The organism is Stygiolobus azoricus (assembly GCF_009729035.1).
GTDB lineage: Archaea > Thermoproteota > Thermoprotei_A > Sulfolobales > Sulfolobaceae > Stygiolobus > Stygiolobus azoricus.
The window spans coordinates 1,416,784-1,440,715 of record NZ_CP045483.1 but is presented as its reverse complement, the minus strand read 5'-3'; the positions used below and the strand labels follow the sequence as shown (position 1 = coordinate 1,440,715).

General features: G+C 38.1%; 28 protein-coding genes. 17 read left to right on the top strand and 11 right to left on the bottom strand.

Annotated elements, in window-relative coordinates; all coding sequences use genetic code 11:
* Positions 1–37: 37 nt before the first annotated feature.
* Genes D1868_RS11250 through D1868_RS07900 form a run of 3 tightly spaced genes read left to right on the top strand, consistent with a single transcriptional unit; the run spans position 38 to position 3,596 of the window.
* Positions 38–172, top strand: coding sequence for a hypothetical protein (locus D1868_RS11250; protein ID WP_269194902.1), 135 nt, complete (start codon positions 38–40; stop codon positions 170–172).
* A 1-nt stretch (position 173) separates the two neighbouring features.
* Entirely contained in the window at positions 174–1,745 is a 1,572-nt protein-coding gene (locus D1868_RS07905) for a phytoene desaturase family protein (RefSeq protein WP_156007187.1), read from the top strand.
* Positions 1,746–1,775: 30 nt separating this feature from the next.
* Complete coding sequence (locus D1868_RS07900) at positions 1,776–3,596, top strand: AAA family ATPase (protein WP_156007185.1); 1,821 nt, start codon at positions 1,776–1,778, stop codon at positions 3,594–3,596.
* On the opposite strand, the gene D1868_RS07895 is transcribed toward D1868_RS07900, so the two are convergent.
* Entirely contained in the window at positions 3,535–4,329 is a 795-nt protein-coding gene (locus D1868_RS07895; protein WP_156007183.1) for an inositol monophosphatase family protein, read from the bottom strand. The two genes, D1868_RS07900 and D1868_RS07895, sit on opposite strands and share 62 nt — an antisense overlap.
* Positions 4,330–5,301, bottom strand: coding sequence for a thioredoxin-disulfide reductase (gene trxB, locus D1868_RS07890; protein WP_156007181.1), 972 nt, complete (start codon positions 5,299–5,301; stop codon positions 4,330–4,332).
* Between the two features lie 77 nt (positions 5,302–5,378).
* On the opposite strand from trxB, the gene D1868_RS07885 reads away from it, so the two are divergent.
* Together D1868_RS07885 and D1868_RS07880 are read left to right on the top strand one after the other, a co-directional pair.
* On the top strand, positions 5,379–6,902 hold the full coding sequence (locus D1868_RS07885; protein WP_156007179.1) for a dihydropteroate synthase-like protein: 1,524 nt from the start codon (positions 5,379–5,381) through the stop codon (positions 6,900–6,902).
* On the top strand, positions 6,856–7,260 hold the full coding sequence (locus tag D1868_RS07880; RefSeq protein ID WP_156007177.1) for a hypothetical protein: 405 nt from the start codon (positions 6,856–6,858) through the stop codon (positions 7,258–7,260). Before D1868_RS07885 ends, D1868_RS07880 begins: the two co-directional genes overlap by 47 nt.
* Positions 7,261–7,264: 4 nt before the next feature.
* Here the strand turns inward: D1868_RS07880 and D1868_RS07875 are convergent, their stop codons facing one another.
* The gene (locus D1868_RS07875) at positions 7,265–7,684 is read right to left on the bottom strand and encodes a 6-pyruvoyl trahydropterin synthase family protein (protein WP_156007175.1); all 420 of its coding nucleotides are present in this window, start codon (positions 7,682–7,684) and stop codon (positions 7,265–7,267) included.
* Positions 7,662–8,168: a hypothetical protein gene (locus D1868_RS07870; RefSeq protein ID WP_156007173.1), complete on the bottom strand. Its 507-nt coding sequence runs from the start codon at positions 8,166–8,168 to the stop codon at positions 7,662–7,664. The genes D1868_RS07875 and D1868_RS07870 overlap by 23 nt, the downstream gene beginning before the upstream one ends.
* Before the next feature lie 31 nt (positions 8,169–8,199).
* Between D1868_RS07870 and D1868_RS07865 the strand changes: the two genes are divergently transcribed.
* The 6 genes from D1868_RS07865 to D1868_RS07840 are packed head-to-tail and all read left to right on the top strand — an operon-like array spanning position 8,200 to position 11,682.
* Positions 8,200–8,637 carry a hypothetical protein gene (locus tag D1868_RS07865; protein ID WP_156007171.1) on the top strand — a complete coding sequence of 146 codons (438 nt, stop codon included), beginning with the start codon at positions 8,200–8,202 and terminating at the stop codon, positions 8,635–8,637.
* Positions 8,634–9,044, top strand: coding sequence for a HEPN domain-containing protein (locus tag D1868_RS07860; RefSeq protein ID WP_156007168.1), 411 nt, complete (start codon positions 8,634–8,636; stop codon positions 9,042–9,044). Before D1868_RS07865 ends, D1868_RS07860 begins: the two co-directional genes overlap by 4 nt.
* Entirely contained in the window at positions 9,028–9,228 is a 201-nt protein-coding gene (locus D1868_RS07855) for a hypothetical protein (RefSeq protein ID WP_156007165.1), read from the top strand. Before D1868_RS07860 ends, D1868_RS07855 begins: the two co-directional genes overlap by 17 nt.
* Positions 9,225–9,869, top strand: a complete 645-nt coding sequence (locus D1868_RS07850; RefSeq protein WP_156007163.1) for a 6-hydroxymethylpterin diphosphokinase MptE-like protein — start codon at positions 9,225–9,227, stop codon at positions 9,867–9,869. The genes D1868_RS07855 and D1868_RS07850 overlap by 4 nt, the downstream gene beginning before the upstream one ends.
* A 20-nt stretch (positions 9,870–9,889) precedes the next feature.
* On the top strand, positions 9,890–11,050 hold the full coding sequence (locus D1868_RS07845; protein ID WP_156007160.1) for an isopropylmalate synthase: 1,161 nt from the start codon (positions 9,890–9,892) through the stop codon (positions 11,048–11,050).
* Positions 11,047–11,682, top strand: a complete 636-nt coding sequence (locus D1868_RS07840; RefSeq protein WP_156007158.1) for an MBL fold metallo-hydrolase — start codon at positions 11,047–11,049, stop codon at positions 11,680–11,682. Before D1868_RS07845 ends, D1868_RS07840 begins: the two co-directional genes overlap by 4 nt.
* A gap of 339 nt (positions 11,683–12,021) precedes the next feature.
* On the opposite strand, the gene D1868_RS07835 is transcribed toward D1868_RS07840, so the two are convergent.
* Positions 12,022–12,198, bottom strand: a complete 177-nt coding sequence (locus D1868_RS07835) for an aCcr1 family cell cycle regulator (RefSeq protein WP_156007991.1) — start codon at positions 12,196–12,198, stop codon at positions 12,022–12,024.
* Positions 12,199–12,344: 146 nt separating this feature from the next.
* Here D1868_RS07835 and D1868_RS07830 point away from each other — a divergent pair, with 146 nt between their 5' ends.
* Positions 12,345–12,653 (top strand): hypothetical protein, encoded by a 309-nt coding sequence (locus D1868_RS07830; RefSeq protein WP_156007155.1) that lies wholly within the window; start codon positions 12,345–12,347, stop codon positions 12,651–12,653.
* Positions 12,654–12,826: 173 nt separating this feature from the next.
* Here the strand turns inward: D1868_RS07830 and D1868_RS07825 are convergent, their stop codons facing one another.
* From D1868_RS07825 to D1868_RS07815, 3 genes are read right to left on the bottom strand one after another with little or no spacing between them, the layout of a single operon-like run.
* Positions 12,827–13,054, bottom strand: coding sequence for an Lrp/AsnC ligand binding domain-containing protein (locus D1868_RS07825; protein ID WP_156007152.1), 228 nt, complete (start codon positions 13,052–13,054; stop codon positions 12,827–12,829).
* Between the two features lie 35 nt (positions 13,055–13,089).
* Positions 13,090–14,271: an ABC transporter permease gene (locus D1868_RS07820; protein ID WP_156007149.1), complete on the bottom strand. Its 1,182-nt coding sequence runs from the start codon at positions 14,269–14,271 to the stop codon at positions 13,090–13,092.
* Positions 14,249–14,998, bottom strand: coding sequence for an ABC transporter ATP-binding protein (locus D1868_RS07815; protein WP_156007147.1), 750 nt, complete (start codon positions 14,996–14,998; stop codon positions 14,249–14,251). Before D1868_RS07815 ends, D1868_RS07820 begins: the two co-directional genes overlap by 23 nt.
* A 54-nt stretch (positions 14,999–15,052) precedes the next feature.
* On the opposite strand from D1868_RS07815, the gene D1868_RS07810 reads away from it, so the two are divergent.
* Together D1868_RS07810 and panB are read left to right on the top strand one after the other, a co-directional pair.
* Positions 15,053–15,727 (top strand): hypothetical protein, encoded by a 675-nt coding sequence (locus D1868_RS07810; protein ID WP_156007144.1) that lies wholly within the window; start codon positions 15,053–15,055, stop codon positions 15,725–15,727.
* Complete coding sequence (gene panB, locus D1868_RS07805; protein ID WP_156007141.1) at positions 15,624–16,433, top strand: 3-methyl-2-oxobutanoate hydroxymethyltransferase; 810 nt, start codon at positions 15,624–15,626, stop codon at positions 16,431–16,433. Before D1868_RS07810 ends, panB begins: the two co-directional genes overlap by 104 nt.
* Here the strand turns inward: panB and D1868_RS07800 are convergent.
* Complete coding sequence (locus D1868_RS07800) at positions 16,406–17,200, bottom strand: 4-phosphopantoate--beta-alanine ligase (protein WP_156007138.1); 795 nt, start codon at positions 17,198–17,200, stop codon at positions 16,406–16,408. The genes panB and D1868_RS07800 overlap by 28 nt on opposite strands.
* Entirely contained in the window at positions 17,155–17,961 is an 807-nt protein-coding gene (locus tag D1868_RS07795; protein ID WP_231112344.1) for a GHMP family kinase ATP-binding protein, read from the bottom strand. Before D1868_RS07795 ends, D1868_RS07800 begins: the two co-directional genes overlap by 46 nt.
* Positions 17,962–18,003: 42 nt before the next feature.
* On the opposite strand from D1868_RS07795, the gene D1868_RS07790 reads away from it, so the two are divergent.
* The 3 genes from D1868_RS07790 (at position 18,004) to D1868_RS07780 (ending at position 22,556) form a co-directional block, all read left to right on the top strand.
* Positions 18,004–20,301, top strand: a complete 2,298-nt coding sequence (locus tag D1868_RS07790) for a 4Fe-4S dicluster domain-containing protein (RefSeq protein WP_156007136.1) — start codon at positions 18,004–18,006, stop codon at positions 20,299–20,301.
* A gap of 51 nt (positions 20,302–20,352) precedes the next feature.
* Positions 20,353–21,210 (top strand): hypothetical protein, encoded by an 858-nt coding sequence (locus tag D1868_RS07785; protein ID WP_156007133.1) that lies wholly within the window; start codon positions 20,353–20,355, stop codon positions 21,208–21,210.
* Positions 21,211–21,311: 101 nt separating this feature from the next.
* Positions 21,312–22,556, top strand: a complete 1,245-nt coding sequence (locus D1868_RS07780) for a hypothetical protein (protein ID WP_156007130.1) — start codon at positions 21,312–21,314, stop codon at positions 22,554–22,556.
* Here D1868_RS07780 and D1868_RS07775 read toward each other — a convergent pair.
* The gene (locus D1868_RS07775; RefSeq protein WP_156007127.1) at positions 22,528–23,871 is read right to left on the bottom strand and encodes an MFS transporter; all 1,344 of its coding nucleotides are present in this window, start codon (positions 23,869–23,871) and stop codon (positions 22,528–22,530) included. The two genes, D1868_RS07780 and D1868_RS07775, sit on opposite strands and share 29 nt — an antisense overlap.
* Positions 23,872–23,932 lie beyond the last annotated feature (61 nt).

Sequence of the window (23,932 nt, the reverse complement as noted above, 5' to 3'; positions counted from 1 at the left end):
AGTAAAGTTTTATCTGAGTTAATGAAGTTATATGATCATGGCTACTACAATACCCCCTGATGAGTTAGCTATTCAGAACATGATAACAATTTTTGCTTACCTCGCTATAGGTTTATCAGTTGCAGGTGCAGCCATTGCGGCTTTTTTTAGAATAAGGCGGGGTACTGGATAAGATGTACGACGCGATAATAATAGGAGGAGGACATAATGGACTTGTTACTGCTGCATATCTTGCAAAGGAAGGCCTAAAAGTTGCGGTATTCGAAAGAAGAGGAATAATCGGAGGGGCCGCTGCAACTGAAGAGTTATGGCCTGGAATTAGAGTATCAACAGGCTCCTACGTCTTAAGTTTGTTAAGGAGAAAAATAATTGAAGATCTGCATTTAGAGAAATACGGTCTTAAGGTTTACCTTAAAGACCCGGGAATTTACGTACCTTTTGGGAACGGTAAAGGGATTTCTATATGGACGGACACAAGAAGGACAATAAAGGAAATTGAGAAGTATTCTAAAAACGATGCGAAGAACTACGAGAAATTTGTCCAACTTCTGGATACTTTCTCCTCCGTTGCTGACCTTTTCATGCTAAACCGTCCTCCTAAATTTTCTGAGGTAGAAGAGCTCTTTTCGTTATTTAAGAGTCTGAGCATAGACGAGGATAAAGCCTTAAGTCTGGCTAGGATGTTCTTCCAAGACGGGAAGTCGTTTTTGGACGAGTTCTTTGAGTCTGAAGAGGTAAAAGCGGCTTTAATTGAGGACGCAGTTGTCGGCACTTATGCCTCTCCCTCGACTCCCGGTACTGCTTATGTGTTTCTGCACCACAACATAGGTGAGGTGAACGGGATAAAAGGTGCATGGGGGTATGTAGAGGGAGGTATGGGGGCCGTAAGTAAGGCGGTAGCTAGTGCAGCGAGAGATCTTGGAGTAGAGATCTTCACTTCATCAGAAGTAGATGAAATACTCACTAAAAAGGACCCTGACGGAAAGGAGAGGGTAGTTGGTGTGAAACTGAAAAACGGAAAAGTCGTGGAGAGTAGGATAGTGGTGTCAAATGCGGATCCTAAAACTACGTTTCTTAAGCTTGCAAGAAACTCGGATCTGGAAGACGATTTTTTGAGGAGAGTAAATGCACTGAAAACTACTGGTGTGTCTTTCAAAATTAACGGTTACTTGGAAGAGTTACCGGATTTCGGTAAAGGTAAGTCGCTAACAGACGAACATAAGGCTTCAATCCTTATAATGCCTTCAATAGACTATATAGAGAATGCTTACTTAGACTCTAAGTTTTTCGGTTATTCTAAGAAGCCATGGCTTTCTATCAACATCCCATCTACAGTAGACCCTACGTTAGCTCCGCAAGGAAAATTCGTGTTTAATATATTCGGTCAATACTTGCCCTACTCCCCTAAGCTTGATGACTTAAAGGACAAAATGATAGAGATCGTTCTTGAGACAGTAAGGGAGTATGCTCCTAATTTCAAGCCCGTGAAGATGGAGTTCCTAACTCCTTTGGATATCGAAAGGAGGTTCGGGATGTGGGGAGGTAATATATTTCACCTAGACATGACCCCTGATCAATTGTATGTTTTCAGGCCGTTGTTAGGTTATTCGGATTACAGAACTCCTATAAGGAACTTATACTTATGTGGTTCCGGAACTCATCCGGGCGGTGGTGTTACTGGTGCACCAGGATATAACGCTGCCATGGAAATTCTTCGAGATTTGAAAAACCTAACTATGACTTAAATATTTGTAATTCCATAATGATGTTTGATTATGGTCTTTTCGCAAGATGTAGAAACTATTATATCATTGGTAGGGGTGCTTGCAGTCATGATGACTTTACTTTATATGTTATTTAAAAAGAACACTCAAAAGTTTATGCTTTCAGATAAGGCAGTACAATTACAGCAGAAAAGTACTAAGAAAAAGGATGATACAGTGGAGAAAATAACGTGGGACATGATAGGCGGTTATGAAGATGTAAAAAAGGAGATTAAGGAATATATTGAACTTCCCCTAAAACATAAAGATCTGGCTAAAAGATACGGTTTGAGACCCCCTAAGGGTATTCTCTTGTTCGGTCCACCTGGGTGTGGTAAATCTTTAATGATGAGGGCTTTAGCTAATGAAGCTAAGATCAACTTCATTTACGTTAATATTAGCGATATAATGAGCAAGTGGTACGGTGAAAGTGAGGCTAGATTGAGGGAGCTTTTCGCAAATGCGAGGAAAAACGCACCATGTATTCTCTTTTTTGACGAAATAGATACTATTGGAGTAAAAAGGGAAAGCCACACTGGTGATTCTGTAACACCAAGACTACTTTCCTTAATGTTATCTGAGATAGATGGGATTCATAGTGAGGATGGTGTAATAATTGTAGGTTCTACTAATGTACCTCAACTTCTTGATAAGGCTCTACTTAGGGCTGGGAGATTTGACAAACTTATCTATGTAGGAGTTCCGGATAAAAAATCTAGAAAAGAGATTTTGAAGATTCACTGTATGGGCAAACCGCTAGCCGAAAATGTAGACTTAGACAAGATTGCTGAGATGACTGAGAGATTTACCGGAGCCGATCTGGCAAACGTATGTCAAGAGGTAGCAAGAAAAGCTGCCATTGAGAGCCTTGAGACCGGACGGGAAAGGCAGATAACAATGGAGGATTTCGTAGAAGTAATAAAGAGGTATAAGCCAAGCGTAACGTTACAAATGCTTGATGACTATGAGAAATTCCGCATGGATTATGAAAGGAAGTTTAAAGGACCTGAAATAGTAGAAGACGAATATTCCGAAAGGATCACTTTAGATGATATAGGCGGATATTTTAACGTAAAAAAGGAGCTCTACGACTTACTTGAAGTTCAGTTAAAGTATTCTAACTTAATGGAACAGATGAAAATCCCCCCTATAAGGGGAATACTACTATACGGACCGCCGGGAGTAGGTAAAACTATGATGGCTAAAGCCCTGGCTAGAACGTTGAAAGTGAAACTGATAATGTTGAGTGGTGCAGAAATATTATATAAAGGTTATGAAGGAGCAGTTAGTACTGTAAAAGAGGTCTTCAACAGGGCTAGGGAGAACAAACCGTCAATCATACTACTTGACGAGTTAGATGCTATAGCTCCTAGAAGGGAGGGACAGAAGGCTGAGTTATCTAAGATAGTGAACCAGTTATTGACAGAAATGGATGGAATAAGAAGCCTTAAAGAGGTAGTAGTTATAGGAACAACAAATAGGATTGAGGATATTGATCCAGCCTTAAAGAGACCAGGTAGGTTTGACAGAATAATTTTCATGCCTTTACCAAATAGAGAAGAGAGGGAGGATATCCTAAAGAAGTATATAGGAAAAGAGGAGTGCGAACAAGTTAGCTGTACTAAGATAGCTGAGATTACAGAGGGGTTCAGTGGTGCTGATCTTGCAGCTGTAGCTAGAGAAGCTAAACTTAAAGTTTTGAGGGAGATAATTAAAGGGAACGTCCAGAGAAAACTCACTTATGAAGACTTAGTAGAAGCGGTAGAGATGGTTAAGCCTTCTGTAAAGCAGAGGAAAGATAAGAACTCAAATTCTGATCAAGAGATACAATGACTTCACTTAGCGTACTTACTTTTTCCAAACTTGAATTTATATTTTCTAACTTTTTATCATGAGGATTTATCCCCAGTCTATTACAGAAGTTACTTGAAGCTGCAATATCTACGTTTCTCAGTTTTCCTCTAATATCGAAGAACATAGTAGCTTTTCCCATACAAACAAGAACCATATCGAGGGATGCACTACCTAAACTTCTGAGTTTATAGTCCTTGACTTTGCTTAAAAACTCCTTTACCGTTTCGAATTTACTCCTCGAAAAGTAAGCTAAGATAAGTGTCTTTTCCGGTTTTCTGATAGTTTGTACTACCTTATCATTAACGTAAGCGTACTTCTCATCGTAAGAAAAAGTGTCCATTGTGAATATATTTGTAATAACCCCGGTAATTGATCGTAACAAGTTATTTTCATCACTTTTGTAAACAGCTATTGATACTGAAGACCACGGAATACCAGAAACAAAATTAGTACTCCCATCAATGGGGTCAATTATCGCTTTATATTCGTAACCTGAGTCTTCTACAGTTCCTGCTTCCTCTGAAATAAATTTGAATCTATAACCTGTCTCTCTCATAAGCTCGAATATATATTCTTCGCTCTCTTTGTCAATCTTTCTAGTAACGTCGTCTTCATGGGTAGCTATAATTTTAGCAATGTCAGATGAATCTTTTTTCTCTCTTAAGAACTTAGCTACCTCTATCCCTATTTTCGTTATTTCATCTCTTCTCATTTATTTTTTCCTCTTCATTTCATTAAGATATCTAAACGCAGAGTGAGCAGCTACTGCACCTTGAGCGGCTGAAGTTATGACTTGTCTGAAACCTAACCACATTCCCGTACAATCCCCAGCTGCAAACACTCCTTGTATATTAGTTCTCATCCACTCGTCCACTTTTATATATCCCATGGTATCAGTTTCAAGTCCGTTAGCTCTTGCGAAATCCGTCGGTGGTTCAAACCCTATCTCCACAAATACTCCATTGACGTTTAATTCCTTAGTTTCTCCAGTCTTCACGTTCTTAGTGACTATTGACTTCACTAATTTATCTCCCTTAATTTCAGTGACAACAGTGTTGAGGATTATCTCGACATTAGGCTTTGCTTTTATGTTCTCTAGGTAGATCGGTTGTCCCTTAAACTCGTCCCTTCTATGAATAAGATATACTTTAGTCGCATACCTTGATAGAATTTCAGCACCTTCTAAGGCCGAATCACCACCACCTATCACAGCTACAATCCTGTTCTTAAATAAGGGCGCGTCACAGATTGAGCAGTAGGACACACCCCTCCCTGTAAACTCAGCCTCACCTGGTACATTAAGTTTCCTCCTCTTCACTCCTATGGCTAATATAATGCTCTTTGCTTTAAATTCCCCTTTCTTCTTAGCCTTTACTACGAATTCATCTCCGTCCTTCCTAAAACTCTCTACATGGTCTAAGATTACTGGGACATTGTATTTCTCTATGTGCTTATTAAACACTTTTATCATGTCTTGTGCATTAATACCAATTAGTCCAAGGTAGTCGTCTACTTCCCCTGCCTCAGTGAGTTGTCCACCAGGTGTCTCTCCGATAACGAGTGTCTTCAACATGTATCTTGCGGCGTAAAGTGCAGCACTGTATGCAGCTGGACCGAGGCCTACAATAATTAAATCAAAAGTTTCACCGGGTTTAATGTCAGCTGATTTTGGTATAAGACTCATATTTTCATTTCATTTCCCATGGAATTTAAGACTTTCTGAACTTTCATTTATAAGGGTGGTTTTGAGACTTAAACTTTGTGAAAATACTTTTAGTAACCGGTAAATTGGCGTTTAAAGCCGTCGAGGAAGTAGCTAAAAAAATCAACGCCGATGTTTTAGTTTTGGATTATCCAGTTGCGGCTCTAATGACGACGGAGTATATAGCGGAGAGTCTAAAGAAGTTCAAGGAGAAAGTAGAAAACTTTGATCTTATCATAATCCCGGGGTTGTCTAGTGGGGATACAAAAACCATCGAAGAAAAAGTGGGGGTAAAAGCCTACAAAGGTACCGAAGACATTCAAGATCTCCCATTTGCGTTAGATCTATTAAAGAAAGGGTATGAACTGTCTACAGTATACCCTGCCGATAAGCTGATCCAAATTGAGAGGGGTAAGAACCTGGAGGACATTTTAAGAAGCATAGAGGAGTCTGGTTACTACAAATTCGAAGTGGATAACGTAAAGATCCCTGTTGTACCTCCCCCTTTTAGGATCTTTCTCGAGGTTGATGCTACCAGACCTTGTAAGGAACTCGAAGAGGAGGTGTTAGAGAAAAAAGACTTTATAGACATCTTAGTACTGGGCTTTCCTAACGGTCATAATGATTTAGACGATGTTAGGAGTAAAGTGGCGTATCTCAGAGAGTTAATACCGGTCGCTATAGATTCTGCATCTCCAGAGGAGCTAGTTGAAGGTGTGAAAGCTGGGGCAAGTTTCGTGTTCAACCTAAACGAAGAGAACATGGAAAAACTTGAGGTAATTAAGAAGGGCGCCTCATTTGTGATCGCACCCTATACAACAGAAAATAGGGCTGAAATCACTCTAAAGTTGTACGAGAAGGCTAAGCAAAAAGGTTTTGAAAAAGTAATACTTGACCCAGTACTATCTCCACCACTTTACGGAGTAGTTGAAAGTATAATTGAGTTTAAGAAAGTGAGGGAAGCCGTAAAAAATGAGCCAATGCTCATGGGAATACTTAACGTCACCGAGCTTATAGACGCGGACAGTGTTGGAGTAAACGCGTTAATGACTACGATAGCTGGAGAGTTGGGTGTGGGTAACTTACTAATTATGGATAAGGGTAAGACTAGGGGGTCAGCACTTGAAGTCAAGAAAGCATCTCAAATGGTTAGCATAGCTATGAAAGAACATAAAGTTCCTAAGGACTTAGGAATTGATTTACTTATCCTTAAAGACAAAAAGAGAGGAAAAGTGAATACTAATAGTACTGACCTTTACTCGCCAGAGATAGTTGAAGGTCATATAGAGCCTAAGGATATGGACGAGGGTTTCGTAAAGATTGTTAAGGATAACAAATATATCTACCTCAACTGGTACAGGAAGCAAAAGTTCACGTTGATAGGGACTGATGGTTTGAGTATTGGTAGAAGACTTCTTGAGAAGACTAGAGTAAATGCGGAGCATGCATTATATATAGGTTATGAGTTAGCTAAAGCCGAGATAGCTCTTAACTTGGGTAAAGAATATATTCAAGATAAACCACTCTTCAAACCGTATGGATATAACAGCGTCCGTACCGAGCGTAATAGAAAAAACGGCTAAAAATAAAAAACTGAAAGTTTACATTGCAGTAATTCCTCCCATAGTTACTCATGATGATTTTTTGGAAGAGTTAAAACGTAACGGATTCAATATCTCGGACGCTTGCAAGTATGACAAAGGACTTTGTTACGCAAAAGTGTTTGGCGGTGTGGTGATAAGTAATGGAAAATCGTTTATCCACGTTTATCTAGAGGGTTTCGTTTACGAAGGGAATGAGGGAGAACAATTTTCCCCTTGTTCCTTCACTGAAAACCCTTATGCATGTTATGCTTTTGACGACGGTAGTGTTTTATGCTTCACTAAGGAAAAAAGGGGGAAGTTTATAGACAATATAGGCTTAAGGCTAATAGTTAGATAGTCCGTCAAGGATATTCAATTATTGCGTAGCTACCTTCTCCTTCATATATCTTTAATTTCACGTTGTACTTACCACCTAACTTTCCGAAAATTTCCTTAGCTATTTCATATCCTATATATTCAACCGTAGGGTAATCAGCTTCTATAACTTTAACCTCTAGCTTAAAGGGACCTGTTACTGAAATCTTTTCTAAGTCCTTTCTAGGGATCAACAGTTTATGATCCCACTCCTTAATAATTTCAAGTAACGTAGCCTTTAACAGACCGAAATCTATTACGAAACCTGTCTTAGGGTCTATTCCATCTCCCTCTACTTCTGCTGATATTTTGTACGTATGACCATGTAACTGGTCGTTACCCTCTGAAGAAAGCGTGTAGTGAGCTGAATCGAATGATAAGCCTTCAACTCCTACCCTTACTTTCATTTAGAGCCCTCCTGATGTTTTTGTCGAGATGTACCCACATAGACTCGCTTAAATACCTTATTTCATGGCATAAGTTGACTAATTGTTCTTCTTTCTTAATCTCCTCGATAGTCTTGTATACAGTCATGAGCTCCTCGAACCTACCCTTGAACACTACTTTGTCTTCGTATCTAAGAGTGTCAGAGCCAATAGTGTAATCCCCGCCAATCTCGACTATTCTGTAAAAAGAATAAGCAAGCTCATAGGTGTTAACTTTAATTGGCATTCGAGACTCTAGCTCCCTTATCAAAACGTCTATCTTGTCTTCAATTAGAGATTTAAGGGAGTCTATGACCTCTAATTGTTGCCTGAAAGTCTCCACGTTTAACAAATCCTTAAAATGAGAGTACTTTATACATTCTGTACCGCATGGAATTTCTATCTCTAGGACTTTTAGTTTCTCTATGGGTGGGGCTGTTAAATAATCGTCAACTATATTACTCATATTTAACAGTTTGAGAGGTAAGTAATAAAGTATGAAAGAACTTTTTGACGTCGTGGAAGATTTCCTAAGCAGAGTAATACAACACTATGGTATTAAAGTCGGCACTATAATAATCGGTGGTCCTGCAGTAGAAGAAGAGGACGTCAATAAACCACTCTTTGTTCTCATCGTCATTAAAGGTGTAAAGAAGATCTCTTTCTTAGCTAGACAAGAGATCGTGGAATATTTCATGAAGAAAGTTGAAGCCGAGAAGGTTTACGCCAATTACGTAATTTCTACGGGACACAGACCTTTAATTTACACACTGTTAGTAGACCCCTTAGAACTGGAGTATCATATTCCCTTAGTAGTCTACCTATCGACAAAAGGCGTGTTAGTGTACGGCAATATGGAAGTTCCTAATCTGTCTTCATTCGGTAATGTTATAAGAATGGGGGAAATTAACAAGGGAGATGTGGTCGATCTATGAACAACAGCGCCTTTGCTTCGGAATATTTGACTAAGGCTATGAGGAATTTGAACAACTCTAAGTCAGCCTACGAAGAAGGTGACTTGATTGACAGCTTATATTATATTTATAACGTGGTCGAAGAAATAAGTGCAAGCTTACTAGGACTTTACGGCTTTTATTATCCTTACGATCACAAGGCACAAATGTTAAACGTGATTGTAAACAAGGTTGGAGAGAAAGAAATCACGCTAATAAGAAAATTACAACTCCTAGAACAAAGACTCTATCCAATTATCCTTGTTGACGAGTCTTCGCTTAAAGATGGTTCAGTAGTGGCTAGGAACGTTGAAGTGAAGAACTTGCTTCAGGAAGTTGAAGATTTATTCGAGCTAGCAAATAATGTATTTGATGAGTTCCATCATTGACTTAGACAAGGATACTTGTAGCTCGGACGTAATTGAAGCTCTAAATAATTATTTTCGTAATATAATATACAAAATAAATAAGAATAGTGCTTATTTTGAAGAGATTATTAACAAATACAAAATTGAAATAATCAGGGACGAAGGTGATGTAATTTATTTTCGCGTGATATCTTCTTCTGGTTGAACTTTTATTCACAGATTAGAAGACAATTTGGGTTTAGAGAAGAGGAAGACTATTACTCGGCAGTGCTTCTTGATCAGCTATTAGCAAATAACTATGATGATTATACTGAGGAATTACGTAACCTAATCCGCGGAAAGACTGTCGCAGTAGTGGGTGCTGGTCCGAATTTAGAACAGGTTGAATATTTGGACGAAGATGTAATAATATCGTCTGACGGTGCGACAAATTATTTGGTATCTAAGGGTATCAAGCCCGATGTAATAGTGACGGATCTCGACGGGATTACAGTCTATCCAAAAAACTCAATATATGTGGTTTTAGCTCATGGTAATAACACGGAATACCTGATAAGCAAATTTCCATTTATTTCTGACAGAAAACTCATCGGTACTTGTCAGGTATTTCCTTTCGGTAGGCTAAAGTTATTCGGAGGGTTTACTGATGGTGATAGGGCTGTAGTCTTAGCTTCTCTATTTCAAGCTAAGGCTATAAGACTGTACGGAATGGACTTCGATTCAGGGATTGTAGGTAAATATTCTAAGCCTTATTATGAAAATAATTTACCTGCATCGTGGATTAAGAAAAATAAGTTAAAAATTGCTAAGCACGTAGTTGAAGAGGTTTTTAATAAAACTTTATAATTGTATAACCGAAGAAAAATTTGGGATGTCTTTTCTTTGTTAATTCAAAAAAAGTCAGGATATTTGACACAACCCTGCGAGATGGAGAGCAAGCACCCGGAATAGACTTAACTATGGAGCAAAAGGTAAGAATAGCAAAACAACTAGCAGATTTAGGAGTAGACGTAATAGAGGCAGGATTTCCAGCAGCATCTGAAGGAGAGTTCGAGGCAACTAAGAAGATATTAGACGAAGTAGGGGATAAGGTAGAGGTAATAGGATTATCGAGGGCTGTAAAGCAAGATATAGACAGAACTATAGATACTGGTATAGCAAGTATTCACGTATTCATTGCAACATCAGATATACACTTAAAGTACAAGCTGAAAATGACTAAGGAGCAAGTTCTAGAAAGGATATATGAATCAGTAAGGTATGCGAAAGACCACGGTTTGATTGTGGAGTATTCACCTGAGGATGCTACTAGAACTGACGAAGAGTTCCTACTTAAGGCTGTTAAAACTGCTATAGAGGCGGGAGCTGATAGAGTTAATATTCCAGATACCGTTGGTGTAATGCACCCCTTCAAGTTTTACGATTTGATAAGTAAGGTAGTAAAGGTTGCCGACGGGAAGATAATAAGCGTGCATTGTCACAACGATTTCGGTTTAGCTACAGCTAATTCGATAGCAGGTGTTATGGCAGGAGCCAGGCAAGTACACGTGACTGTTAACGGTATAGGTGAGAGGGCTGGAAACGCTTCCCTGGAAGAGGTGGTCATGGCATTAAAGAAATTACTCGGTTATGAGGTCGGAGTGAAAACTTATAAACTGTATGAGACTTCGAGGTTGGTTTCGGAATTAACTGGTGTACCCGTACCTTACTTTAAGGCAATCGTAGGAGAGAATGCGTTCGGTCATGAGTCAGGTATTCACGTTCATGGTGTTATTGAAAACCCCTTAACTTACGAGCCAATATCACCTGAAGAAGTTGGAAACTTCAGGAGGATAGCATTAGGAAAGCACAGCGGAATTCACGGGTTAAAGAAGTTGTTATCTGATCAAGGTATTGAGCTTACAGACGATGAGCTAAGAGAGGTTTTGAAGGAGATAAAAGCACTTGCTGAAACCGGGCACAAGGTAACAGTAGATGATGCAAAAGCGATAGCTATTAAAGTTTCTAGTAAAAAAATAAATGCATGATAAGATTTTTATTACACTCGGCATTTTTTCTAGATAATTTAATATTAATTGATCCCCATGACGGAGGAAGCATTGGATTACCAAGACCTGAGGTTAAAGCCTCACTAATTCTAATCACCCATAATCATTACGACCATAACGCATATGAAATAATACCTCATGAAACCGTGAAACTTAAGTATTATGGAGAATTTACGTACAAAAACTATACAATAAAGGGGATAAAGGCTTACCATGATAAAGAGAAAGGTAAAAGAAGGGGAGAGACTGCTATATATAAAATAACCTCACCCGACGGAAAAACCTATGTACATTTAGGTGATTTAGGGCACTTATTAGATGAAAAGTTAGTTGAGGAATTGAAAAATCCAGATTACTTAATGATTCCCGTTGGAGGCGTGATAACTATAAACCCGTCAGAGGCTATTAAACTTATCAAGGCGTTAAACCCTAAAGTAGTTTTTCCTATGCATTATTGGGTTAAAGGACACTACATGCCATTAGATCCTATAGAGCCTTTCTTACAATTAGTGAACAATGAGGGGATAAAGATACTTCAAATAAATAAGCCCGAAGTAAACGAAGAAACTGTTGAAAAGGGAACTGTCATGTACTTTAATAATATATACTAAATAACAGTTCAACAACATTCCTCCTCCATGAACACATTATCACAGAGTCTAGGACATACATAACCACCGTGTAAATCTTGACCTACTCCTCGTGTGATATTAAAAAGAAAGTGAATTTATTGACTAAAACATCCAAACAGATTCATTAATCCTTTTCCTTCAATCTCAGCCTACTGCTAGTAAAAATCTAACTTATGCTTGTCTCCCGTGTATATAGTCTATTTAACAAAAATACAAAGAGATTGAGATAAAAGGTTGGATTATAAAAAGACAATACCTTAAGGACCACAAACCATTAAACCTATGGCTTGCCCCCTTTTACAAGGACAAAAGAAACTATTATAACTTTACTTTCTCTATTTTAGCAACAGGGACAGTCTCTTTTTCTAATTCTCCTTTTACTAACGTTTCGATTGCTTTTCTGATTGCTTCTGATCTATTTAAATTGTATCTTATTGCATATCTATCTAATAGTTCCAATAAGTCTTCTTCTACCTTAAATGTTACAACTCTCATCTTGCTACCCAAATTAATACTCCTCTTGCTTCGGTTTAAATATTATCTGGAGCGGTATTTCCATATTCCACTTATGAGAGGAAGATTACTTGATGAAGATTAATATATTTGTTTTTCGTATACTTTTATTCAGAGGAGAATACACATTGCCCACTATACACTTATCTTTGCCAGAATCGCTTTACGAGGAATTGAAGAGAAAGGCTGACGAGATGGGAGTCCAGGTTACAGACTTAGTGAAATTTTACATAAGGAGTGGGCTAAAGAACTCCTTTGATGAGGAGGATAGTGATGAAAAAGAGGACGATAAATACTCTAGACTAGAAGAAAATATGGTGTTCCTAGAGGCAAGAATAGCGCAGCTTGAGACTATGGTCAATGAGCTTATCAAGAAACTATATGAGAAGGAAGCTGAGGATGAGGAAGTGGAAATTATAAATAAGGATAGTAAATAATTATAATTGGGCCTACGCGAAATGCCCTTGTGTCCCAAGGGCTTATGAACGTAGGTGGGTCCCCCCTTGGTAAATCGTAAAAAGGATCATACTAACTCATTCTAAAAATGATGTTACAGGGACGTCCTGATAAAGATACTTAAAAAAGATGATGAATTGATTCCTCGAACTGATTACATTACAATTAGGGTTACGGTTCTCAGTATAGCCGAGTTCTTCCTTATCTGTGCAATTACCTTATTTAACTCGTCCAAGTTTTCTGCATTTATCTCAATGACTACATCATATTCTCCATATACGGGGTTTGCTTCCTTAACCCCGTTGATCTTTTTAACTTCATTAGCTACGTCTGTTTCTTTCCCAACAGTTGTTACGATTAAAACGTAGGCTTTTACTCCCATGATCTAATCTTTAGTGTATAAAAATAAAATATTTTTCATTTTAAGAGAAGTCTCTCAGAATCAAATGCACTGGATGATAAATATATTAAAAATACAGAGACTAGAAACGTTACTAATAAAGAGAATATGGATTCTTGTATTGATCCAAATACATATAGGAGTAGCCCAAGACTAATTTGCACGTATGGTATAATGTATATAACAGATAATGGAAAACTTAGTTGGGCAGGATTTATAAACAGTGCAGTAAATGAGGCTATCATTCCAAAGCTTATTACTATAAAGTTAATCACTTGAATATTTCTAACTGATCCACCTAATATTACTAGAAATATTAAACTTAGCGCTCCGGTTAACAGCACTGATAAAAGGTACACGATAACTATCATTCCTAAGAAGGGTAAAGTAAGGCTAGTTGTGAGATTAAGGGATACACTGGATAGTAATACGAATAGGAGGGTACCAATTATATCCCCGAGGGAAGAGAACAGCCCTAAGACTGAAGCCACTATTAACTTAGAGAAGATAAACGACCTTACTGAAAGCGGTGTAGCCAGTAATGATTCGAGAGTTCTCCTTTCCCTTTCTCCGGTTATTCCCTCAAGTAAATAGAATACTATTGGAGTTGCACTGGGGAATATTATTAACGCTATTATTCTCGTAAGCTCTGCTAATTGTCCAGCGCTACTTGAAGTGGGGTGTCCAGTTACGGTTCTGTAACCAAGGAGTAGGTATATAGGGTCTCTTATATCTACAACCGACACGTTTATTTTTGCCTCATGCTCCAAGTAATAAATTCTAGAGTTGGATATATTAAGTAACAGCTGATATAACGCACCCTGAGCTAGATCTGTTGCTTGCTGATTAGATGAGATAACTACTTGATAAATTATATAAGCCTGCCTACTTATGTTGCTAGCGTTCTGATAGAAGTCGTCGGGAAACTCTATGATTACGTCCGGATACATTGAGGAGGATATATTGGTCTCAACTATTCCTCCCCTGCTCTGAATATAATTAGTAACAATACTAACGTAGAAGTCATTTAACGGGTTATGGTTTATCACTGCTATAACTGGGGGTTGGGCAGAAACCGAGGCATAAAGGACTATTCCTACTATGGGGAGCAGAATAAATGGTAAAATTATTGTGGAAAGTAGTAGCTTCTTATCTCTCTTTATCTCGGTGAACTCTTTAGCTAGGAACACTCTGATCACGGCTGACCACCTTTAGGAAAGCTTCTTCCAGGTTTCTGACTCCCAATTTTTCTGTTATCTCAGTAGGAGTACCTATCTGTATTATTTTTCCGTCGTTTATCATCGCTACTCTATTGCACATATACTCTACTTCGAGCATGTTGTGTGAAGAAAGGATTATAGTGCTTCCCAATTTTTTAGCCATATCACTTATGACATTCCTTATCCTCACAGCAGATTCTACGTCTAACGCAGAGGTAGGCTCATCAAGGATAACTAGTTTCGGCTTAGTCATTAATGTTCTGGCTATAATTAACCTTCTTTTCATGCCTCTACTGTATGTGGAAGTCTTCTCGTATATTTTTTTCCCTAAGTCTGCAATTTTTATGCCTATCTCTACATACTCTTCAGCGAGTTTTTTGTCACCTCTAGCATAAATTTCCGCGAATAAGTTCAGGTTCTCTAAGCCAGTGAGCCTTTCATATGGAAAAGCGTCTTCAGGCATGTATGAAATGAGTCCCAACTCCTTAGCCTTTTCTGGTTTGTAAGAGAAGACCCTTACTTCTCCCTCATATCTTTTGATTATCCCAGCTATTATCCTCAGGGTAGTAGTCTTTCCCGCGCCATTAGGTCCAATAAGGCCAAAAACGTCCTCCTTAAATACATCGAAGGTAATGCCCTTGAGAACAAGGGAATTGTTAAACTTTTTAAAAACGTTGGTAACACTTACGGCTATCTCGGAATTCATTATACCATATTATATACTTTGTTAAAATTTAAAATCGTTAGAATAAAATTAGTTGTGATTACTGGGAGTATTAGGGACAGAACTGCCGAGTTCCTATTGAAGTTCGGAGAGAGAGGAGAATCTGTATTGAGGGCTGCATTGGAGTACAGCGAGGAGAATGAGAATAAAGAGTTAGGTGATTTCAGTTACAAAGGGGTCGTTGATAAACTCATAGACATGGGTTATAACTTTGACCCTAAAATGCTCTTACGAAGCTTAGAAAAGGACTTTGGTATAACGGAAACTACATACAAAAGTTCCAATCAGCACTGGTGGAAGTTCTTAGACAAGGAACAAGTTTCTCTTGCGCTTTCTGATTCCGGTCAACAAGACCCGAGGGTTAGACTTATCTTCCTAAAATTTTACTCTCTTGATCCGAAGGAGCTTCAACGTAAGCTAGAATTCTACTCTAGGAAAACTGTACTTTCTGAGGTAGACAAGAAAAATTTCAGGAAGTTAGTCTTTGATGAAATAGAACAATTAACACAATTATATGATGATGCTATTCAGTATGAGGAGACTCAAGGAATTGCAAAGCAGATTAACAAGTTATTAACCTTAGCTTATAAAGTAGGGAAGAGGATTTATGGCAAAGATTTCGATCAGGGATTTTCTGAAGAAGAAGGAGAGGAAAGAAAAGATAACCATGCTCACAGCTTACGACTACCCGACGGCGAAAGTGATATCTAACACGGATTTAGATGGAATCCTTGTAGGAGACTCGTTAGGGATGGTAGTTCTTGGGTTCGAGAATACTTTGAATGTTACAATGTCGGATATGATAAGGCACGTATCAGCTGTTGCCAGAGCTAAGCCTAAACAGTTAATTGTTGCAGACATGCCTTTTCTCTCCTACGAGGTCTCTGTTACTGAAGGGGTAAGAAATGCGGGGGAATTGGCTAGAAACGGGGCCGATGCCGTTAAGTTGGAAGGAGGAGAGGAAATTGTTGACGTAATAAAGGCGATAATCAGGGCAGGAATCCCGGTCATGGGACATATAGGTTTGACTCCTCAGCGTTTTCTGAGAATAGGAGGTTTCAGAACTTTAGGAAAAAGAGAGAATGAAGCAGAGCAGCTCATAAGGGATGCTAAAGCATTAGAAGATGTAGGTGTGTTTTCCATTGTTATTGAAAACACTTACGCCGAAGTTGCAAAAAAGATCACAGAAACTGTGAGTGTTCCTACAATATGTATTGGTGCAGGTCCTTATTGTGATGGTCAAATACTTGTTATTCACGATCTATTGGGCTTTACTGACTTCTCACCCTATTTCGCAAAGGCGTATGTGAATTTAAAAGAGATAATTGGTAAGGCAGTTAATGAATACATAAGTGATGTAAAGAGCGGTAAATTCCCAGCGAGAGAAAACTACAAGGAAATTTCAGATAACCGTTGAGCTATAAACTTTAAGGAGGCAGTTAGTACTGCCTTATTATCATATTTTTTAACTATCTCCTCTAGTGCCTCTCTGCTATAACTCTTCATTATCCTCACGTATTTTATCAAGAGTGGGAAAGCCCTTATTACATTGTCTACAATAGTTATCGACGCCATTCTTGCAGTCCTAGACAGGGGATTTAGATCGATCGCTATTACCTTTTTCCCCATCTTCACTAAAGCTTCAGTTCTGTCACCGTCCTCTAGAGCTAGTAAGACTACGTCGGCAATTAATATCCCCCTCGGACTTACCCTTCTCCTTTCACTGAATAACTCAGGTATTGTGGCTGAGGCGTCTTCACCCACTCCCAGAACTTCATCAGCCCCTGCTTCTCTCAGAACTTTTTCAATAGCCTTTTCTCTTTCAACAGTTCTGTAGAACAAGTTTACCTCAATTTTCGCGTTTATTTCCTTTCCTAGCTCCACAATCTCTTTTGGTACAAGAGCTGCCATATTTCCGTTGACCGATATCACGGGGTGTTTAGCTAGTAAAAGCGTTGCCACCGAGGCTTTGATCGCGTCTATTGCAAATTGTTGTGTCTTTTCCCCCATTAGATAATCGAAGCATTCCCCCCTTCCGTGAGCTATCAGCCCTTGTGGGGCTACGTACCCTTCCTCTAATCCCTCTACGATTTTTTCCCTTATTATGAGGGATTCTTTTCTGGGATGGTTTTCTGGGATCAGCGAACGGATACTCCACTCCTTGCTATCTTGTGCTTTATCCATCCCTCTCCACACTCTCCTAGTTTAAGTATTAAGCCTTTCTTTTTAAATGAGCCTTTATATGGAGAGATAAAACCTAATTCCTCTGTGAACTTCTTAGCTACTTCGAAGAAGTTGTGGATAGTAGGATTAAGGAGGAACTGGTTTATGTAGTTTAACGCATTTTCGTTGGTCTTGAGGAGAAGGCTCGTTGAAAGTCGTGATTCTGGCAAACTACAAATTTGTACGTCATCCGTAACTGTAAATACTTCCACTTCTCCTATAGTAGGTGCTCCAGGCTTTTTTCTGAAAATTATTCCGCCTCCGTAATATTCAGAAATAACGTCACCTAGACCGTTTTTTGACAGAACTTCGCTTTCGTGAGCCGTAAGCAATGCCTTCCTTAAATCTGTTAATCCTAATTCATAAGCTATCATTGCATATCCTAAGCTTATTGCACCACTCATTCCGTAACCATAACCCAAAGGTACTTCGCTGTATACGTTTAGGGATAGCGTACCCAACTTCTTTAATGTAAGTAAGTTCTTGAAGTCATTTAATTCCAATTCCTCACCGTCACTTCTAATGATGATTATTTTTTCACGGTCACTCAATCTTCCAGTTACAACTAGTTTTGGTTCTAGCGTTAAAGAAAGACCTATTGAACCGCTTTTTGAGACATCGTTATCATAAACTGGATACCAGACTCCAGAAACGTTTAGTGGTATTGATACTTCTAAGTGCAATTTGTACAAAAACTTATGAGCACTGGTATTTATATACATACAACTAAATCTTATAATCAATCTTATAGAGGGTAAGAAACGATGACAATTACAGATGCATCACTCTTTAGTAGAGCTTTGACTACAATAGACATTAAGAAAATAGAGAAGTATCTCGATAAAACTGAGCAAGTAATTTACGTGGGCAAGGCTACTTCTGTCTCAGGTGACTTAATAAGATATGCTAGAGCCAAATACGTAAGATCCCCTAACCTTTTAGGTAATGGAAATAAGATAGAGGAGAGCAAGGAACAGAACGGTTCTTCAGTTTATAAATACTATAATGTAGCTCCGGGTTTAACATTCGAGGAATTGTTGACTGAGTTAAAGCCTTCGGGCTATGTACCAGTTCTTTCACCCTTCTACCTGAAGGGAACAGTAGGAGGGTTTATATCGACTAACGGTTCAGGATTCGGTAGTTATAAGTTCGGTTTTGTGAGAGGTAAAAAGGAAGTATACAAACTTGTTGGATCTACTGTAGCAACTATAATGACAGCTAAGTACCCAGAGGTCATAGAAGTAGACGCGGAGACAGAATATGCGTGGAGTGCCGTAATTGTGGACGGTAAGGAAAGGTATTATTTGCCCTCATTCTACGCAAAATTTTTGGGTATAAGCAGTGGTGGTAAAGTAGATTCCTATACTTTGCTTAGTGACTTTAATTCTCAAATAATAAGAAGTTTTAAGAGGGATTATTTCCCTCTAATCCTTATATATCCTCCGGCTTCCAGAAATAAGATCCCTTCGATCCCGAACTATGAGGAAGTTTTGACTTACATTATAAGTTATAACTCGCCTGAGAAGTATTACGTAACTATAGGCAACGCAAAGTTTGATAATCTGGAGGAGATCTCTGAATTCCTGCTGAAAAACAAAGATGTAAAACCTTTTCCCAGCCCAAGGGAATATACAGAATTAGAATTATCAATTCTGAGAGAGGTTAGAAAGAAAGTAAAGACACCTAAGCAATACACTAAAATATCTAAATTATACGTAGACTCGTTAAAGTGTATAAATTGTGGGTTATGTTTAGATGCTTGTTTAGCATATAAAATAACGGGTAACCCAGTCTTTTCTCCCATGGGTAGAATAGGTCGTCTTATATTTGAAGAGACTAGCTTCGAAACATGTTTCGGTTGTACTAAAGATGAGGAGGTATGTCCAGTAAATATACCTATTAGTGAATTAATGACTGAAGGTATAAACAAAGTATCACTAACTACTAAGCCTCCGATTGAGATATCTGACGTGACGGCTGATATAAGAGCACTTGAGAAGAAGTTAAATGAGAAGTATAGAAATAGACCCCTATTTCTCCTATTTGTGGGATGTGCTGCTAAATATGATCCTATTGGGTTGAGAGGGTTCCTACAGTTCTTATTAGATAATGGAGATAAGCTCCCTGCACAATTCTCTCCTAGAGTTAGGCTAATCTCTGGAAGGTGCTGTGGCTTCGATGACTATTTAGCAGGAGATGAGGAAGGAGCAAGGAAGAAAGTTATGTCAATTATTGAAGAAAAGAACAACAGTGGGGCTATAAACGTATACTTTATGTGTCCAGAGGGTTTGTACGTTTACAACAAGTTTTCTGATCAAAAGGGGATTTTAGCTTATGAGGTAATTAAGGACAAAGTCCAAGGAAAAATACATACTGGTTGTTGGGCTAAGAAATTAGGAATTAAAGGTGATGATGACGAGTGTGCTGGTTTGACTTTTACTACTTATCAGGGTTTTCCATTCCCTTATAACAAAAAGCAAGTAGCGACAATATGTCCTTTCTCAACGTGGAAGTTCGGAACTTTATCGGTATATGGTCAACTTTATAAAGAGAACGTAATTCAGCAGACCGAAGTCGCCGAGAATGCTGCTGATGCCGAGAAAGAAATCTTAGATTTAGCACTTATTTCAATAAAAGATGCGTTAATACAGTCAGTAGATGAAATTGCAGAAAAAGTAGGGCTATGGAGCCTAGGAGGAGAGCAGTACTTCATAACCATTACTTTCCCTATATTGTCAAAACACTTCAGTGACACTTATAAGACTAACCTAAAGGCATCTGACAAAAAGGATTTGATCGTTAAGTATCTTCAATCCATAATAAACGATCCCATAATGTTAGAGAGTAAATTGACTTTGGTTGTTGATTACCTAAAGAGCCAGAACTATGAAGATGAAGTTTCAGATGTCCAGTCCAAGATAGTTACCTCACCAAGACTGGAGTACTCTATGGTAGATATAGCTAAGTCAGAGGAAATGAAAAAGGCTTTAAGGGAGATAATTAGAAGAGCAATATCTCCTAGAACGATAGAAAGGATATTTAAGGACATAATATATTCTTGAAATAAGCCGTTTGGTAAAGGTTTTTAATCTTCACAGATTACATAATAACTCATGAAGGCGTTATTTAAAGGAGTTTTAATAGCAATTGTAGTTTTAGCCTCAGTATTAGGTTTCCTTATGTTTGAAACACATAGCCTGGCGTCTAGCTCACAACAAACTACTTTATTAGAAGATCCTCACTACATAGGTACAATCTATATATACAACATTTCCGCATTAAATAGCTTTATTTCGGCATACGGTTACAATGTGAGTAATATCACCAACGTATTTGGAGAGGGAGTAATTCACGTACTTGAATACAACGACACAAGAGGAGTACTAGGTTATATTCAAGTGGAAGGACCGGAAGCTTCCCTAATATTTTATTATATAAACTCGACTTTAACACAACACGGGTTCAAACAAGGCTCTTATAAGAACCTCATATACTATTACGCCAACAAAACTGCAATAGGTTTCGACGGTCATTACGTGCATTTTACTCATGACAACGTATCTACGTCTGAAGCCGTAAATATGATAATTTCTCTATATAACTCTCCTAAGGTTTTACCTACCCCAGTAAGTGGTTTAGTATTCCAAGGATATGTAAAGAACACGAGTTTTGAAGAGTTTGTCAACGGACAGATGATAATACTAAAGGCTAACTCAACATCTGCAAACTTTACAAAGCTTGAAAATCTATTCCATTTCTTCCTGTTCGAGACCCACAAGTATATTGTTGAGGGGAAGGTTATAATAAAGAACTCTACGGCAGTAGTTTATGAATTTACTGCACAGAAAGATAACGGACATTCTGTATACGTCATAATAGGTATCGAAAAGGGAACCAACGGAGTGGATTATGGAGCTATGATAATTTCTCCTAAACAAATAAATTACACTGAAATCTTTAACTATCTGTGAAATACAATAATTTAACCTACCTTTTTTATGTTCTTAAATTCTTCATTTTATCCAGATTTACCAAAAGCTTTGTGATATTGACTATTGTATTTTCCGGTTTAATGATGCTGTTTTACCTCAGTATAGGAAAAATAGTATTTGTTACCTATCTATTTCCCCAACTAAAAATAAATGTCCTAGAATTTGTTACGTTCTTCTTAGTCTTTAATTTATTTTCCTCAATAGTCCAAAAGGCAGACTTTGACTTTTTACTGACCTCCCCAGTAAAGACTACAACATTAACTCTTCTATACGTAGTAGGAGGCATGTTTACCGGGGGAGCTTACTTCATAGTTCTCAGTACTTATATGATTTTGCTTTATCCCCCTCCGTACTCTTATATCGCTTTCATCTCTTTTTCAATTTTCGGAATAGCAGTTAGTTCCTTGACCTTAGCAAGAAACAAGTTCTATATAATCTTTGCGTTAGTTTTTCTAAGTTGGTTACCTTATTTTCACTTCTACCTTACACCGACAGCGTTAATATTTGGACACTTATTAAGCGGAATTCTAAGCTCCCTAATTCTTTCAGCGCTCATACTTTATTACTCTGTTAGATATGCTGACTTACAACTATCTGGGTCCAAGGTTAGAGCCAAAAGGACCAGTCTCATTAATGGTAAACAGTCTGTTCTTCATATAATCTTAAACAATTATGAGTTTGTTTGGGGTTACGGTTCTACTTTTTCCGGGAGAAGGATATTCTTCTACATCATCCCTTACTATAAGGCAATAGGGATTTCAGCGCTCATCTCCTTGGTATATCTGTCTATAGAAATGACTTTTCGTCCACCGTTTTACACGGGGATTATAGCACCTAATGTCCTGATCGTGTCCTTTCTGTCTACTACTGGTCTTTATGCACTTTCACAAGAGAGACCTTGGCTAACCTTTATGTCTTTAGACCAAGGGAGAATAATAGCAGAAAAAATAATTATTAAGACTCTGCAGACTGCCTTCCTCTCACTTCCCTTTGCAATTGTAGACTCTATACTAGGGAGATGTACACTAGGCATATCGCTTTTTAGTGGCGTAATGACGGGGTACTTAGTCACAGCAATCCTTATGAGTAAACTGAACCCGATACAGTTCAGAGGTGAGGTTTACAACTACAGAGCAGGAAGCGGTATGATAGTGGTTATAATTGTTGATTATATAATTATAGCGCTGACAATTTTAGCTGGTCTATTCTTGTTAACTAGCGTCTTGTTCTTATTAACGTCAGTTTCTGTCCTCATTGTAGCTTTAATAAGAAAAAGTATGTGGGAAAAAATCAGCTTTAACCTTGTTGAGAAAGGTTTTCAGTAGTGATCTCCTCTAGTGGGACAAGATTTGTATCATAGCCTCTGAAAAACCACCATAATGAAGCTACGGCACCCATTCCCCAAAGTATAAGGTTAAGTAAGACGTAATTGACTAACGGAATACTGCTAGTTAGGTAAACTGATATTGCATAAGAAACTATTGGTATAGCCCTCACAAGACCTATCAGGAAAGCCCTATTTTGTGTAGGGAATAAAAGAGGTTCCAATATTGTCCTTGATCCCCATGCAAACTCGCTGAACAACATGTTTAGTGCTAATAGGATGTAAAACATTACTAGGTAAGTCCCAGTAATACTACTCGCTATCATAACTAGTGCGAGTATCGGTAACATAGTAATAGTACCTCCAATATAAGACAACATCACATAAAATCTAGTTCTTATCTTATCCACGATATATGCTGCCAAGAAACCAGCTAATACAGTAGCTAGAGAAGCGACAAATATTATCGTGGACAGATAATATTGGTTGTTAGAGAAGTAATAATCTGCGATTGTATATGCCATCAGACCGAAAGTAAGGTACTGGGATACTCCTAAAATAACAAGGAATAAATATCTTGTTATTAACGGTAGTTTATAGACTCTGTTATTTTTCATAGGAGTTGTTGTGTCCTCTCCTTTGGTTAGTAGCAATTCGGCATTTTTCTCGGCTTCATTCACTTTACCTTTAGTTACGAGCCATCTTACTGACTCCGGTAACGAAAATCTCACTAAAATTAAGAAAACGCTAACCAGTATCGCCGAAAACCCTAATACTTCCATTACAAACGTAGGAGAAGATATCTGTGAGAAGGCTATTAATGATAACAATGCAGCAACAGTTATTCCGATATTATCAAAATTAGGTATTAGAATCAACAGCTTTTCCCTCCACTTTAAGGGGAAGTTCTCAGCTGCGTAAGAAAGTCCGGTAGGTACTTCTCCTTCAACGCCTATATTTGCTAACAGAAGTCCCACAAGCACTAAAGGTAAAAACGCAACACTAGAGGAGGATATATAATAAGCGGTGGCAGAGACAATAAGCGCACCAGCTAAATAGAGTATTAAAGTAATGTAAAACGTCTTCTTTCTCCCCAGAACTTTGTCTGAGAGATAAGGTAGTAATAACGTTCCTATTAACGGATATAGAGCTGGTAATGCTATGTATATCGGGTTTCCCTTAGCTAGGCTATATGTTAAAGGTGCGATTGAAGTAATAAGTCCCCACATTAAATAGCCTAAGCTGAGAGAAATGAACAGCTTCCAATGATTAATATTCCACTTTGCTTCGTCCACTTTTTCTGTTACTGTTTTCATTATGTAAAAATTTGAATTAAGTGAGTTATAAATTCACTTATAATATGATTATAAAAGGCTG